General features: G+C 36.2%; 17 protein-coding genes and 2 pseudogenes. 6 read left to right on the top strand and 13 right to left on the bottom strand.

Annotation, left to right across the window (positions count from 1 at the left end):
- Positions 1 to 55 precede the first annotated feature (55 nt).
- Positions 56 to 226 carry a hypothetical protein gene (locus A5N88_RS25145; RefSeq protein WP_157090734.1) on the bottom strand — a complete coding sequence of 57 codons (171 nt, stop codon included), beginning with the start codon at positions 224 to 226 and terminating at the stop codon, positions 56 to 58.
- 677 nt (positions 227 to 903) lie between these two features.
- Between A5N88_RS25145 and A5N88_RS19870 the strand changes: the two genes are divergently transcribed.
- The 4 genes from A5N88_RS19870 (at position 904) to A5N88_RS19855 (ending at position 3593) form a co-directional block, all read left to right on the top strand.
- Positions 904 to 1350, top strand: coding sequence for a DUF5946 family protein (locus A5N88_RS19870; protein ID WP_066269266.1), 447 nt, complete (start codon positions 904 to 906; stop codon positions 1348 to 1350).
- 26 nt (positions 1351 to 1376) lie between these two features.
- Positions 1377 to 2267: a PhzF family phenazine biosynthesis protein gene (locus tag A5N88_RS19865; RefSeq protein WP_066269265.1), complete on the top strand. Its 891-nt coding sequence runs from the start codon at positions 1377 to 1379 to the stop codon at positions 2265 to 2267.
- Between the two features lie 163 nt (positions 2268 to 2430).
- On the top strand, positions 2431 to 2805 hold the full coding sequence (locus A5N88_RS19860) for a MerR family transcriptional regulator (protein ID WP_066269264.1): 375 nt from the start codon (positions 2431 to 2433) through the stop codon (positions 2803 to 2805).
- Positions 2806 to 2831: 26 nt separating this feature from the next.
- Positions 2832 to 3593, top strand: a complete 762-nt coding sequence (locus A5N88_RS19855; RefSeq protein ID WP_066269262.1) for an SDR family oxidoreductase — start codon at positions 2832 to 2834, stop codon at positions 3591 to 3593.
- 147 nt (positions 3594 to 3740) lie between these two features.
- Here the strand turns inward: A5N88_RS19855 and A5N88_RS19850 are convergent, their stop codons facing one another.
- A complete protein-coding gene (locus A5N88_RS19850) occupies positions 3741 to 4091 on the bottom strand; it encodes a VOC family protein (RefSeq protein WP_066269261.1) in 351 nt (116 codons plus the stop codon).
- Positions 4092 to 4801: 710 nt separating this feature from the next.
- Here A5N88_RS19850 and A5N88_RS19845 point away from each other — a divergent pair.
- On the top strand, positions 4802 to 5002 hold the full coding sequence (locus A5N88_RS19845; protein ID WP_066269260.1) for a cold-shock protein: 201 nt from the start codon (positions 4802 to 4804) through the stop codon (positions 5000 to 5002).
- Positions 5003 to 5314: 312 nt separating this feature from the next.
- Here A5N88_RS19845 and A5N88_RS19840 read toward each other — a convergent pair whose 3' ends face one another.
- The 11 genes and pseudogenes from A5N88_RS19840 to A5N88_RS19800 all read right to left on the bottom strand — a co-directional run bounded on the left by A5N88_RS19840 (position 5315) and on the right by A5N88_RS19800 (position 12760).
- The gene (locus A5N88_RS19840) at positions 5315 to 5818 is read right to left on the bottom strand and encodes a GNAT family N-acetyltransferase (RefSeq protein WP_066269258.1); all 504 of its coding nucleotides are present in this window, start codon (positions 5816 to 5818) and stop codon (positions 5315 to 5317) included.
- Between the two features lie 143 nt (positions 5819 to 5961).
- The gene (locus A5N88_RS19835) at positions 5962 to 7134 is read right to left on the bottom strand and encodes an MFS transporter (RefSeq protein ID WP_083953229.1); all 1173 of its coding nucleotides are present in this window, start codon (positions 7132 to 7134) and stop codon (positions 5962 to 5964) included.
- Positions 7135 to 7279: 145 nt separating this feature from the next.
- Positions 7280 to 7768, bottom strand: a complete 489-nt coding sequence (locus A5N88_RS19830; protein WP_066269256.1) for a DinB family protein — start codon at positions 7766 to 7768, stop codon at positions 7280 to 7282.
- A 217-nt stretch (positions 7769 to 7985) separates the two neighbouring features.
- The gene (locus A5N88_RS19825; protein WP_066269252.1) at positions 7986 to 8441 is read right to left on the bottom strand and encodes a PaaI family thioesterase; all 456 of its coding nucleotides are present in this window, start codon (positions 8439 to 8441) and stop codon (positions 7986 to 7988) included.
- Positions 8442 to 8537: 96 nt separating this feature from the next.
- A complete protein-coding gene (locus A5N88_RS19820) occupies positions 8538 to 8870 on the bottom strand; it encodes a branched-chain amino acid transporter permease (RefSeq protein WP_066269250.1) in 333 nt (110 codons plus the stop codon).
- Positions 8867 to 9061 (bottom strand): annotated as a pseudogene (locus A5N88_RS25920) (branched-chain amino acid transporter AzlC); the annotation flags it as partial. The pseudogene A5N88_RS25920 and the gene A5N88_RS19820, both read right to left, overlap by 4 nt.
- A pseudogene (locus tag A5N88_RS25140) lies at positions 9049 to 9132 on the bottom strand (AsnC family transcriptional regulator); the annotation flags it as partial. The pseudogenes A5N88_RS25920 and A5N88_RS25140, both read right to left, overlap by 13 nt.
- A gap of 321 nt (positions 9133 to 9453) precedes the next feature.
- Entirely contained in the window at positions 9454 to 10446 is a 993-nt protein-coding gene (locus A5N88_RS19815) for an aldo/keto reductase (protein ID WP_066269248.1), read from the bottom strand.
- Between the two features lie 601 nt (positions 10447 to 11047).
- Positions 11048 to 11353, bottom strand: a complete 306-nt coding sequence (locus tag A5N88_RS19810; protein ID WP_066269246.1) for a YciI family protein — start codon at positions 11351 to 11353, stop codon at positions 11048 to 11050.
- A gap of 23 nt (positions 11354 to 11376) precedes the next feature.
- A complete protein-coding gene (locus A5N88_RS19805; protein ID WP_066269244.1) occupies positions 11377 to 11817 on the bottom strand; it encodes an SRPBCC family protein in 441 nt (146 codons plus the stop codon).
- A 172-nt stretch (positions 11818 to 11989) separates the two neighbouring features.
- Positions 11990 to 12760 carry a class I SAM-dependent methyltransferase gene (locus tag A5N88_RS19800; RefSeq protein WP_066269243.1) on the bottom strand — a complete coding sequence of 257 codons (771 nt, stop codon included), beginning with the start codon at positions 12758 to 12760 and terminating at the stop codon, positions 11990 to 11992.
- Positions 12761 to 13141: 381 nt separating this feature from the next.
- Between A5N88_RS19800 and A5N88_RS19795 the strand changes: the two genes are divergently transcribed.
- Positions 13142 to 13573, top strand: a complete 432-nt coding sequence (locus tag A5N88_RS19795) for a MarR family transcriptional regulator (RefSeq protein ID WP_066269238.1) — start codon at positions 13142 to 13144, stop codon at positions 13571 to 13573.
- Positions 13574 to 13621: the final 48 nt, after the last annotated feature.

The following is a 13621-nucleotide window of genomic DNA, read 5'->3' as shown; positions in this document are numbered from 1 at the left end:
GACATCAAATCGAAATGATTTAATGCCCCTTTTTTTCATTGGAGCCTCGTATCAATCAACATTGGGCAGTTTCAGGGACATTGGTTGTGTCCTGATCATCCTGCTGGTTGATTTCCGCTGCACAGGCACTCGCTTCCCGCGGCCGGCCGGGAGCCTCGTCGCAAGCTCCTGCGGGGTCTCCCTTTGGCCAGCTTTTCCCGCAGGAGTCTCGTGCCTTCCGCTTCAATCAACATGGAATTAAAGTCTCAATTGTGATTATAAAGTGATATTGGCAGCGCCTTGGTCTTCCTGCTTGGCAGCTTTTTTATTTTGTCCCTAAAAGGGGCATTGACTGGAAGCAGGATTATTAATAAATTTACATGAATATTAATAAAAAAGATGCTATCTGTTTTCTGCAGCAGATAAGCGTATTTCTTTTCAAGATATAAGGACGTGATGAAAAGAATGAGGCCATTTTTAAATAAACTAATCCGCCGAATAGTAAAAGATAGAATCAAGCCTTTTGTAATCATACAATTTATACTTTTAATTGCTTTCTTCATTGTAGCGAGTTATGCGTTAAAAGGGGGCGAAACAAATTATTTCTATCTGGGAATGTGCCAAATTATTCTGGCACTCTGTGTGTTCCTTCTGGGAATTGAACATATTCTACTGAATAAGAAGATGTCCTCTTTTTTCATGTTCATTATGACTTTCGTTTGGATTTACTTAGCGATACAATCTTTCGGATTATTAAACATAAAGCGATAAACAACCTAATGTGCACAAATTTGTTTCATGCAACGAAAGAAATGGAAAATCCCTATAAAGGAGGGGCTAAGATACGTTAAGCTTGGACTTTTGCAATAGAGTAAACAAACAAGAAAAGTAATTTCTAATTGTGGAGGATGAGGATTTACTACAATGGCTGACAATCATACAATCAAAGAAGCAGGTAAATGTATGGAATGTGGAGCAAGTGAAGTAGATGGACTATCCTGTTACGAGATGTTTCAATTTCTGCTGGTTTGGGAGCATAACGACCCAGCATTATATCAGTTGCATTTTTGGCTTGTTTCTTGTTATATGATTCAACACCCATCTAATTTCACGAAGGATGGATATCAGCATTTACTACACTTATTCACTGGAGCATATGATCATAATTGGGAGACTGACTATATTCTTAGGAAAAACAGGGAAGGCATTTTAAAACGAGGAAAAATCACCAATCCGCTGCCCAACCACAAAAGAAAACGTATACCTAGGAGCTGGTCCATGACTATAGAAGATGTATACCGCGGCGGTGAGAAAAATGCCATTACTAGTATTCAGAAGGGGAGAGAAACAATTAGAAGGGAATTAAGTTAATAAGCATATTCTAGGAGTGATAAAAAATGAAATCCATTAAGGTACACCATTATGATGCATTTAGCAGTGAGCCTAATAAAGGAAATCCAGCAGGTGTTGTTTTAAATGGAGATGAACTAACAGAAGAAGAAATGCAAGAAACAGCTTTTAAAGTTGGTTTTAACGAGACGGCTTTTACCGTTCAATCTGATAGGGCTGATGTAAGAATACGTTATTTCACACCAGGCCAGGAAGTAGATCTTTGCGGGCATGCAACGATTGCAACCATATTTGCCTTACACGAAAAGGGGCTCATAGGGGATAAAACGGACTTTTCAATTGAAACGAATGCAGGCATACTCCCAATAAAAATCAGCTCTCATGATCATAGCGTTTATATAACTATGAGGCAGGCCCCGCCCGAATTTAAAGATTTTAATGGATCCATTGAGGATTTAGCTCATTCCATTGGACTGGAAAAAGCGGATATTGATCATCATATACCTATTGTATATGGCAGTACTGGGAATTGGACATTATTAATCCCCATAAAAAGCCTTGATCCTTTTAAAAAGATGAAACCTAATAATAAGGTATTTCCTGCTATCTTAACAGAAATGCCAAAAGCATCGATTCATCCGTTTTGTCTAGAAACATTCAGCCCTAACGCTCATATGCACGGAAGGCATTTCTCTTCTCCTTATTCTGGAATGATTGAGGATCCCGTGACGGGAACAGCTTCAGGGGTAATGGGAGCGTATTATGCTAAATACATAGATACCAATTTTAAAGAATCCCTAAGGCTCTTAGTAGAACAAGGGCAAGAAATGGAGAAAGACGGGCAAGTGCTGGTAGATGTCCATAAGTCTGAATCTGGTTATGATATAGAGATTACTGGAAACGCAGTATGGGTAAAGGACTTTGAAGTAAAATTGTAGAAAGAAAAACACTATGTGGTTATCTACGGGGAATCAAATTTGTAAAAACACCTTAAAAGAGCGGACCTCTGGGCAAAATCATGATGATTGTTTTTTTGTTGACTTAAACCATGGTTTAAGTCGTAAGATAATCATGTCGACGATAAAATGTGGAGGTCTCCCGATGAAGTATTATTCCATTAGCGAAGCCGCAGGGCAATTTGGTATTCCTGAATCAACGCTGCGTTATTATGAAAAAAAAGGATTGCTGCCACTAATGGAGCGCGATGAAGCTGGCAGGCGGTTATTTTCAGAAGACCAAATTTCACTCCTTGGAACCGTAATATGTTTAAAAAATACGCATATGCCAATCAGCGGTATTAAGCAGTATATTGATTGGATCTTAGAAGGAGACAGTACGATTGAACGCAGACTTGAAATGATGAAGAATCATAAACAAGCAGTGGAAGACGAAATCTTATTGATGACAGAATCCTTAAAGGGCATAGATGTAAAAATAACACGTTATATGAACCGCATTCAGGAAAGTAAGGGTTAATAAATAATAGGAAAAGAGGAACCAAAATGAAGCTTTCAGGAAATACAATCCTTATCACCGGAGGAAGTACTGGAATTGGCTTAGCTTTTGCAGAAAGATTTTTAAAAGCGGGAAATAAAGTCATTGTCTGCGGGCGGCGTGAACAGGTGCTTCAAGAAGCGAAAGAAAAACACCCCGAGCTTATTACCCGTGTCAGTCATTTGGATGATGAAGCCGAGCGCATTGCCTTGTTTGATTGGGCAACAACGAACTATCCAGAAGTAAATGTTTTAGTGAACAATGCAGGAATCCAACAGCGTTTTAATCTATTAAAAGCAGATGCAAAGAACAATTGGAGTTATTTTAATAAAGAAATGACAACCAATATTGAAGCCCCTTTTCATCTGTCGATGCTATTCGCTCCGTATTTTGCTGCAAAAGAAGAAGCGGCTATCATCAACGTGACATCCGGGTTAGCTTTCACACCATTTGCCATTGCACCAATTTATTCAGCAACAAAAGCGGCACTCCATTCATTTACAATGAGTCTAAGACACCAACTATCTGAGTCATCTGTAGAAGTCATTGAAGTGGCTCCTCCAGCAGTGAATACAGATTTAGGCGGTACAGGGCTTCATACACATGGAGAACCTTTAGATGCCTTCGCAGATGGTATTTTCAAAGGATTAGAAGAAGGAAAAAAAGAAATTGGATACGGTTCTTCTGTAGATCGCTTACGGATGTCAAGAGATGAAATCGATGAATACACAGAAAATATGTACCAGGCTACGAAGAATATGATTGAATAACGATCTTTTCAAACATATGTCGTCATTGGTATCAAAAGGGGCATCTTGATCATTTTTAATCCGATGCCCTTTTCCTTATGTTTTTTATAAAGAAGTATTGGATCCTTGTTTAACTAAAACCTCCGTTAATAAGATTTAAATTCAAGATTATTTCTCCCATATTTCAATCCATCTTCCATCTGGATCAGAAATCCAAATAAATGTTCCAAACTCGCTTTTTTCAGGCTGTTTTAAAAGTGGTATTCCAATTTTATTGAAATGTTCCATCCAAGCTTCGATATTTTCTACTTGGAAATTTAGCATCACAGATTGTTCTTCTGGAAAATAATCATTGCTTTCTTTAAACAAAGAAAAGATTGTTTCGTTGTCAGCATCTGGCTTGATGACAGTACCATTCCACTCTTCCATCGATAAACCTAGAGTTTCTTTATACCAATTTTTTAATGAGACAACATCTTTTGTTCTCCAAAAAACCCCACCGAAACCTTTAATTTTCATAATATTGACCTCCTATTAGGTATATAAAGAAGATTTTATTGTTAAACGATTTAGTGTACGGGATAAAGAGCTGCCGTTATAACTTTTTGCTAAACTCAAGCACCCGTTTAATAACTTTCAATCCCAACATTTACTTACTGAGCAACATTTAGTTTACTTTTGATTAACAGCTGCCACAAATCGCTTGTTAGGGTTATGAACCTCAATATTCGATTTCATTAGTTATTTTGTAGCCTTGCACCATATAGTCCTTTAGATTTAAAATTTTATTCCCTGGTTTCTTATCATACAATATCACTTGACATAAGTTGTTTCCGCATCTTCAAATTCTTCAATGTCATCAAAATCCGGATTAAGATTAACTACATACTCAGCCATAAAAAGACCCTCCTAACAATAGAAGTAGCTACGCAAACACTAAACTACTAATTCAATTAAAATTAGCGGAAACCCTTCTTCCGCCCCCTTTAGCTGAATAAGACAAAACGAAATACCGCTTCAATTCCACAGGTTTACACAGGCACCAGGTCAACAGTAGCATTTCAGCTAAAATTCGGTAATTTGCAAACTTTTCCGGTTTCTGTTATGATAATAAAGAATTATTTTTGTTCGGTGTAAAGGATAGTATGAGTATCGACTTTTTATCTTGATGATCACTTTGGGCAAGGATAGTAATACATTGTGTGGTTACACACTAGGAGGCAACAACAATGGAACAAGGTACAGTTAAATGGTTTAATTCAGAAAAAGTTTTTGGATTTATCGAACGTGAAAATGGAGACGATGTATTCGTTCACTTCTCTGCTATCCAAAGTGAAGGTTTCAAATCTTTAGATGAAGGTCAAAAAGTAACATTTGACGTTGAGCAAGGCGCTCGTGGAGCTCAAGCTGCTAACGTTCAAAAAGCTTAATCTAAATAAAATTATACAAACAGGCTCTATAAATAGAGTCTGTTTTTTTTATATGTTTTTAGATGATACTCAATAAAAAACCCTACTTAACAAGTAAGCAGGGAGTTGATACAAGTACTGTAAAATGATTAAAAACTTAAAAGGTTGACTACAGTATAACATATAGATTGATAATATGCGGAGTTTTATATGATTATCTTTAATCCGCCATTCAAAAATAAGTATTATTAAATTGAATTTATGTATATTTTTTCTTCAACAAAACTGACCTTTAATATAATAAAAACCTGCCCACAGGCAGTCTCACTTATATTACTTAATTCCAACGGTTTTACTTCTTCTTTCTAATAAGACAGTATCACGCCATATACCATCCATTTTACCAATACGTTCGCGTCTCCCAACTTGTCTAAACCCGTATTTTTTGTGTAATGCAATGCTAGAAATATTTTCAGGGAATATTCCGGATTGTAAGGTCCAGTATCCGTTCTCTTCACTTGTTGTAATTAGTGAATTTAAAAGCCTATTACCAATTCCTTTCCCTCTATAGAGTTGGCTAACATAAATACTCACTTCGGCAACTCCGTTATAAACCCAGCGACTTGAAACAGGACTCAACGCAGCCCAACCCAAAATCTCCCCTTCAAAACGGGCAACAATCCGACACTCAGGTTTATGACTCATATCCCATTCTGCCCAGGTAGGAGCTTGCTTTTGAAATGTTGCATTTCCGGTAGCCATTCCTTCTATGTAAATTTCGCGTACTTGCTCCCAATCTTCACGAAGCATTTTATCAATCAGTATTGAATCCTGCATAAAACACCAACTTTATCATTTTGTTTATTTTAAACATTATTTTTTGTTCTTTTACCTGCCCCGATAGTGACATAAGAATAGAGACTGCGGTAACATCCCTTCCCATAAGCATCTTTTAGTTATTAAGAATATCGAGTTAAAAATTACTCCAGCTTTTTTCTTGAGTGGTTGACTCCAATACTTCGTAATAATATAAACATTGCTATACCGATAACTGTAATGATGCCAAAAGCAAGGTACATAATATGAATGCCGAATTTATCATAAATCCAACCACCCACTATCGTAAATGAACAATTTCCTATGCCATAAGCCACAGTAGAATAAAGAGATATCGCAGTATTTTTCATTTCTTTATTGGATATATCCATAACGTATTGAAGGCTAGCTGTGATACATAAAGCAAATGCAAATCCTTGTATCATTGTGCTGAGATAGACAATGATTATTGACGTTGAAAAATAATAAAGAATGTACCGCAGGGATGATGCCACTGTCGCAATAAGAACTACATTTAATGAAGCAAATTTTCCTATAAAGAAACTTGAGAGCTTCATAAAGGGTACTTCAAATGCTGCTACTAAAAACCAAGCTAACCCTACATTAGCAGCGGTTCCACCAATCCCCTGAATGTACATTCCCAAAAATGTATTATTGGCATCCATTGGACCAAAAGTAAAAAATGTCGCTAAAAGAAATAGGGCAAATTGAGGATATGTCAGTAAGTTTTTAAAACTTTTAAAACTAGCCTTATGATCAATGATCTTTTCTGAGGGCAGCTTATACGAAAAAAAAGCAGCTATCAAAGAGATTAAAATAAAACTATAAAAAATGATGGAGGAACTTATTTTTTCCATCATTTGTCCCATAATGACAGCAGCTAGTGCATAACCTAAAGCTCCCCAAAGTCGAAAACTGCCATATTCAAGTTTCATCCTTTTAGAATAACTTACCGTTATACTATCACTTAATGGATTGACTGCACTAAATGGTATAAAGAGCAAAATAGAGGATATGAGTACCGTGATATAGCTAGTAGAGAAGCAATATATCATTGCCGCAAATGAAGAAGCCAAAAGGGTAGATGAAAGGATTAATGTTGGTTTTTGTTTATAATCAGCAATCATTCCCCAAATAGGCTGCATTAATATACTTACAATAGGACCTACAGCCATTACCGTACCAATTTGAATACCTGTTAAATGAATCTTATCTCGTAAATATACGCTTAACAAAGTGAATAATGACCCAGGAGCGAAGAAAATAAAAAAATAGTAAACTTTTAAGAAACCAGCTTGATGCTCTTGTTTCAACAACTAAAAAACCTCACTCTATAAGTTAATAAAATAAGATTATGTAAAAAAGCCATAGTACCTGTTACTTCTAGTACGATGCTTCACAAACTTACTCAACGAAAAAGGCAATGTCACTTAACATCGCCCAAATTACTTCTTGAATAAATTAATTTTCTGTTCCTAATACGTCTGTATTTGGGGGCTCATAACCCATCTGACGGAGCATAGCTACTATTTGTCCCTTGTGATGAAACTCGTGAGTAATAGTGTGCATTAGCAATTTAAGAGGAGTAATAGATAAAAGTTCCGGTGCTTCTCTCCAAGGGATCTCTCTCTCAATTAACACGTTTAAATTATGTCCATGTAGTTCTAATAGTTCATTTACGATTGAATCCACTTGTTCAAATCGTGCTATTATTTGCTCTAAACTGAAATTATGTAAATCTTCCCTTGGAGTAAGTGGTTTGTTTGTCTTTAATAAAACAAATGAGCCAAGCCATGCAACATAGCAATCTGCTATATGCACCAATGTGTCTCTTACACTTTGCCAACCGAATCCATTTGTATGAGTAAAATGATTAGAATCTAATTTCCCGCAAAAATCTAACAGAGTTCCTCTAGTTTGTCGAACCCATCCATATTCATGTTGAAGCATCAAAACACCACCTAAACAAAGATAACTATTTTATTCTATACATGTATAGAATAATCCTTTCTTTACTGACTAAAAAAAGATCGCCGCAGCAATCCCTTCTTTAACTCAAGTACCCTCTAGTTTAAGTTTATAATTCAATCAGGAATTAGATGACCATTTTTTCATATTGTCTGTTAGTTGGAAATCGTAAAGCTAGCTTTCAGACAAAAAACAACGCTTAATCTTGTTCATCTAATTCAATAAAATAATGATCCTTACGGTAAGAAACAGCTTCCATTGTTGCTATTAGATTTTGCTCATGAAAAATCTCAATTCGATAAAATCCAGTACGAAAGTTTCGTCTTACTTCAGTTGCACGGGCAACGATCTTATCTCCAGGTTTTGCGGCTTCTATAAACTGGATTGTTGTGGATAGTCCTACTGAGGTTTTTCCATACGCATTACAAGCTACCGAAAAGGCGTGGTCTGCTAAAGCATAAATAACTGCACCATGAACAGTTCCAAAAGCATTTACCATATGATCCTGCACTTTTAGAACAGCTTCCGCAAAACCAGCCTCAAATTTTGTTAGCTGGATACCTAATGATTCAGCATATGGATCATTTTTTACTTGTTTATAAATTTGTTTGTAGTGCTTTTCATAAATTTCTTGCTCATCAATTTTCTTTTTCATTCTTATCTCCCCCTTTAGATTATTGAATATTAATTCCACTACTATTGGTATAAGAAGTGGTAATAGGAAATGGAGCATAAGTCATTATAAATGTGACTAAAAAACAAATTGGACCATAATCATATAGGCAATGGTTCCGCCAGCAATGGAGAGGAGCATTTTTTTCTGCCAAACATGTAGCAGTGCCACGACTGCGACCCCAATAAGTTCAGGAATGCCGTGACTACCAGCAAGTATACTCACATCTTTGAAGCAATAAATAACTAAAAGTCCAATGACCGCCGATGGTAGCACTTTGCCGAGATACTGTACATACTTCGGTGTGGGTTTACCTGATGGGAAAACAATAAATGGAAGAAATCTTGTTAGCATTGTTCCTAAAACAACCATAGCAATCGTAATAATCTGCTGAGTTATATTCATTGTCATATGTTGCTGACCTCCCCTTTCTCCAATGGCTTTCTAAGCAAAGTAAGTGCCCCCCAAATAGCTATCATAGCAGGTAGGATGAAATGGTTTCCTCCAAAAATAATTAGACACACAGTCGAAAGTCCCAGCCCTAATACAGCACTGTAATGTTTATCCTCCTTCCTCCACTGTTCAATGAAGATAAATTTAAATTTGATATTGAAGCATCCTCCTGCAATTCCCTTAATATAGCCTTATCATAATCGTCAAGAACAATTGCCATTTTGAAACCTCCGATATAAACATTATCGAATTATATTTCGTATAATGGATATATTATCGTATTTTTTTCACTAATCAATAAATATCTTTATAAAATTTATTATTAATAACTATATGAAGAATAAAATTCACTTTCATAGTCACTGATAGATGCTAGGTAAAAGGGTCACGTAATACCTCATTTCACTCCATAATGAGAGTATATAAAAACAAAAGCCCCTACCATTGTAGGTAGAGGTAGTGACTTTCCAGATATTCAACTATTCTGCCTAGTTACATCAATAAGAAAAAAGCATTACCGTTGTTCCAGCAATGCACCCGTTTAGTTGAAAAACCATTTCTCCCGTGGTTTAGAGTAGTATTCTCCGGCGACAAGTTCTGAAGGTACTGCTTCTTCGATTCGTGAAAGGTCATTTGGACTTAAGGTCAGATCAACTGCACGGAGTGAATCCTGAAGTTGTACTCGCTTTCTTGCCCCAACTAATGGGATAACATCTTCACCCCGAGATAGAACCCATGCGATAGCAAGCTGTGCAACGGTTACTTGCTTTTCTTTCGCAATTTCACGCAAGGACTCTACAAGGGCTAAGTTCTTTTCAAGATTTTCGCTGGTAAACCGAGGCGCATTACCACGCTTATCATCCGAACCTAACACGCGATTTTTAGACCATGTACCACTCAACAGCCCCCTAGAGAGAACACCGTAAGCCGAAAGCGAAATGCCTAGTTCCCGTAAAGTAGGTAAGATTTTTGTTTCAATGCCCCGATTAAATAGTGAGTATTCTATCTGCAACCAACTAATTGGATGTACAGAATGTGCGCGACGAATTGTATCCACTCCTACTTCAGAAAGACCAATATACCGCACATATCCCGCTTTAACCATATCGGCAATCGCACCAACTGTTTCTTCAATTGGTTCGTTTGGATCTAGACGGGCTGGCTGATAAAGATCGATGTATTCCACACCTAGACGCAGTAGAGTATCCTCAAGGCAATTCTTTATGGCATGAGGTTGGTTATCTCCATTCCGATGATTCTTGCCCTGCGAGTGCAGCTTACCATCAAATTTCACTGAAATGAACGCATTATCACGGTGGATTCCTTGCAAAGCTTCACGTAGAAGTAATTCATTATGTCCATCGCCATAGAAATCCCCTGTATCAAAGAGTGTAATGCCTTCTTCAAGTGCAGCGTGAATTGTTGCAATGCTTTCGTTTCGATCAGCATTGCCATATAACCAGGACATCCCCATACATCCAAGTCCAATCTCTGAAACCAGAGGACCGTTATGACCAATTGCTCGCTTTTTCATTGGTATATTCCCCCTATCCTCATGAGTTAAAAATATATGTGAATTTCCTCAACTGCATTCCAAGTGAACCAATCTGTTACCCGTTTCGTTTTTAAAACCCACTCTTCATAAAGTTTATATTAATTTACTCTTTCTTTACTAAAATCAAAATTCCTTTATTTTATGATACTTATTGTCCAGCTAACCTGCATACTTCGGTTTAAGTACTAACCTTTACAATCTGAACAGATTGCTGAAAACAAGTTAAACACCACTCTTCAACTGCCCTTTAGCACAATAAGAAAAAGCTGCCAACAATGACAGCCGGAACCTTAGCTATTGCACCCGTTACTTTAAGACATTTGTTCACAAACTTCAGCCCTTAGAAAAAAGTGACCAACATCAATATTTGTTATAAACAAGTGCTCCTTTTTTAATACCCTTTATTCACTTGGTTGATACTCGGTGGCGATCTCAATTTAATGTTGATTGCTATAAAAAAGGAAGCCCTATCTTTAAGGGTTTCCTTTCCTTCTGATTACTTATTAGATTGTTAGCCCAATACATTGCGTTCCTCGAATCCTCATCCTTTAGCATTCAACTAAGTTTATCGAACGTACTTTTATTTTTCTATATATGAAACGAACATTAAACAAAATTCAAATGTATTAATTTGCTGTGCTGGATCGTTCTTGACCCATTCTCTTGCCTCATTCTCATTTTCGGTTAGGAGAACACCGAAACCAAAAGCACCACTTGGGTCAAGAATGGGGCCAGTGGCAAGTGCCTTGCCTTCCTCTAACAAAGCAGCCCAATGAGCAGCATGCCCTTGCATCAACTCTTTTTCTTTTTCAGTCATTTCGTTGTGAAAATTTGGTCGTGGGGCAGGAAACTTGACAAAAACTGATTTTCGCAATCGCTTTAACATAGCTTTTCATTCCTCCGTGCTCATTAATGAATTAATGATGCTCTTAATGTATTCACGCCATTTTCCAAGTAACCCTTTAAACAAGTTAACGTATACACCCAGCCTTCTTTTTGTCCCATCATTTTGTTTACTATTTCTGGGTCATCTTCTTTCAAACCTGATTCATTTACTTCAATAATTGTAGTCGAGCGATCCAACTCTTTTAGCGTAATGGTAACAACCGTTTCTTGACCATATCCGCCCCATGAGAACACCATTTTCTTATTTTCCTCTACTTCTAATACCTTTATATCCCCTTGAGCATTGTATTCATCATATCTCAATGCAATCGTTTTACCTTCTTCCCATCTTTCAGAGCTCCTTGAGAACCAAAAATTCCCGATTTTTTCAGGGTCTACGATGGCTTCAAAAACTTCATTAGCTGGCTTTAGAATTTTCATTTTAGTAGTTACTTGAGTATCCATACAAAACATCTCCTTATCGATATGTATAATCGACATTTCTATTATACTAAAAATCATCCTATCTAATCCCTTTATTCCTTCTTTAGCTAGCCTTCCCCTTTCGTGACACAAGTAGAAAGATCGCGGCAGCTTGCCCACTTTTAATACAAAGATTAACCAAAAATAAATACAGTTAGGCTAACTGTGCAATGGTATGAGTGAAGACCGCTATATCACGGTAAGGCGATAGGTTACAAACCTGCATTTCCAGTTCAGCTGCTTGTTTGTTCCACTCAGCATCAAACTTAAATTCATTATCTATATATCCATATAAATTATGAATACCAAAACGATTTACTACTTTAAATCCCGCTTTATTCAACCACTCTTCAATGTCTTCTTTTGAAAAGAGCGATATGTCAGCCCCTATTACCGAACTGTAATCTGTTTTGTTTCCAATATACGATAAGGCTTTGGTTGGTGATTTATCGACTATTGCCTTCTTTAAAACATTTGCATGTGGGTTATGCGTAATAATAGAGATATAACCCTTGTCTTTCGTCTTATCGGCAAAATCACTAATCGCCTTTTCAGGATTTTCTACATATTCAAGGACATTGTGACAAATTAAAAAGTCAGCTTTATAATCAACTGAATTTAATTGTGTAATATTTAGATTCCTAAGTTCTACATTAACTCTTTCCTTAAGGGCTTTTTCTTTAGCAACGGTTAATAAATCTTGATTAGGTTCAATCCCTAGCACGTTGCACCCTTTTTTTGCTAACGATATACCAGTCAATCCAAATCCGCATCCTATATCTAAAACACTACTATTATTCTCTACTTTTAAGTAATTTTCCATTTGGGCTAGAGCTGTCGAATAAAATAGCTTTCCCCATGGCATTTCTGTATATTTCAGATATTGTGATACACTTTCCGAAAATACATTTATACTAGTTGTCATTTGTATGCTCCTCTTTAATAGAATACTTTTAAAGCATCTAAGTCTAATTCTCTACTATGTAAAATATATCCTTCTTCAACTCCCCGTTCGCTCAATAAGAATTCACTCTAATTAAACGATAATCAAAAAGCCGATTTCGATTAGAAATCGATAAAAAACTTACTTAAAATTCATAATGGAACCGATAAAAGCACCGCTTTAATAGCATGAATCAAATTTCGAAATGAATTCCATAAAAAGAGTTCATTTCTTTTTTTGTTCAATATATCTAGTGTTATTTATATTGACTATTCTTTAATAACCGTTTATGATTAACAGGCATTAATATTTAATACACATTAAATATTATTGTGTATTAAATATTAAAGGAGGTTAATCAATTTGGGTAAGAGTGAGTACATTGAGCGAATTCAGATTGCTCTTCAAACTTCCATTCAAAAAATGCAGCCTAAAATGACAGAAAGCTTGAATAAACATGGAATAACAGCCACTCAGTTTTTTGTATTAATGTATTTACGCAATAATGAAAGCTGTAAAATATCTGGAATCGCAGATTTTATGGGTGTGAAACCGAGTGCAGTATCATTTATGATTGATCGACTTGAACATAACCATTTTGTTTATCGCGAGCATGATAAAAAAGATAGAAGAGTTGTTAATATTAAGCTAAGTGAAGAAGGGATTAAAAAACTTAATCTTGTTATTCAAGAAAGAAAAGAGATTTTTGAAAGTTCGTTGTTAACTCTTACAGACGAAGAACTTTTACAATTTGCGAAGATAGCTGAAAAGCTTGCGGGATCAGTAACACCATAATCATCTTATTTAAAAAAAGCAGATTACTGAATCAGTAATGATAAAAAT

The organism is Heyndrickxia acidicola, assembly GCF_001636425.1.
Classification (GTDB): Bacteria; Bacillota; Bacilli; order Bacillales; family Bacillaceae_C; genus Bacillus_AE; species Bacillus_AE acidicola.
This window is presented reverse-complemented; position numbering and strand designations above follow the sequence as displayed.

Coding starts and splice junctions, on each gene's coding strand:
- A5N88_RS19870 (WP_066269266.1), top strand. CDS start 904: ATGGCTGACAATCATACAATCAAAGAAGCAGGTAAATGTATGGAATGT.
- A5N88_RS19865 (WP_066269265.1), top strand. CDS start 1,377: ATGAAATCCATTAAGGTACACCATTATGATGCATTTAGCAGTGAGCCT.
- A5N88_RS19860 (WP_066269264.1), top strand. CDS start 2,431: ATGAAGTATTATTCCATTAGCGAAGCCGCAGGGCAATTTGGTATTCCT.
- A5N88_RS19855 (WP_066269262.1), top strand. CDS start 2,832: ATGAAGCTTTCAGGAAATACAATCCTTATCACCGGAGGAAGTACTGGA.
- A5N88_RS19850 (WP_066269261.1), bottom strand. CDS start 4,091: ATGAAAATTAAAGGTTTCGGTGGGGTTTTTTGGAGAACAAAAGATGTT.
- A5N88_RS19845 (WP_066269260.1), top strand. CDS start 4,802: ATGGAACAAGGTACAGTTAAATGGTTTAATTCAGAAAAAGTTTTTGGA.
- A5N88_RS19840 (WP_066269258.1), bottom strand. CDS start 5,818: ATGCAGGATTCAATACTGATTGATAAAATGCTTCGTGAAGATTGGGAG.
- A5N88_RS19830 (WP_066269256.1), bottom strand. CDS start 7,768: ATGCTTCAACATGAATATGGATGGGTTCGACAAACTAGAGGAACTCTG.
- A5N88_RS19825 (WP_066269252.1), bottom strand. CDS start 8,441: ATGAAAAAGAAAATTGATGAGCAAGAAATTTATGAAAAGCACTACAAA.
- A5N88_RS19820 (WP_066269250.1), bottom strand. CDS start 8,870: ATGACAATGAATATAACTCAGCAGATTATTACGATTGCTATGGTTGTT.
- A5N88_RS19815 (WP_066269248.1), bottom strand. CDS start 10,446: ATGAAAAAGCGAGCAATTGGTCATAACGGTCCTCTGGTTTCAGAGATT.
- A5N88_RS19810 (WP_066269246.1), bottom strand. CDS start 11,353: ATGTTAAAGCGATTGCGAAAATCAGTTTTTGTCAAGTTTCCTGCCCCA.
- A5N88_RS19805 (WP_066269244.1), bottom strand. CDS start 11,817: ATGGATACTCAAGTAACTACTAAAATGAAAATTCTAAAGCCAGCTAAT.
- A5N88_RS19800 (WP_066269243.1), bottom strand. CDS start 12,760: ATGACAACTAGTATAAATGTATTTTCGGAAAGTGTATCACAATATCTG.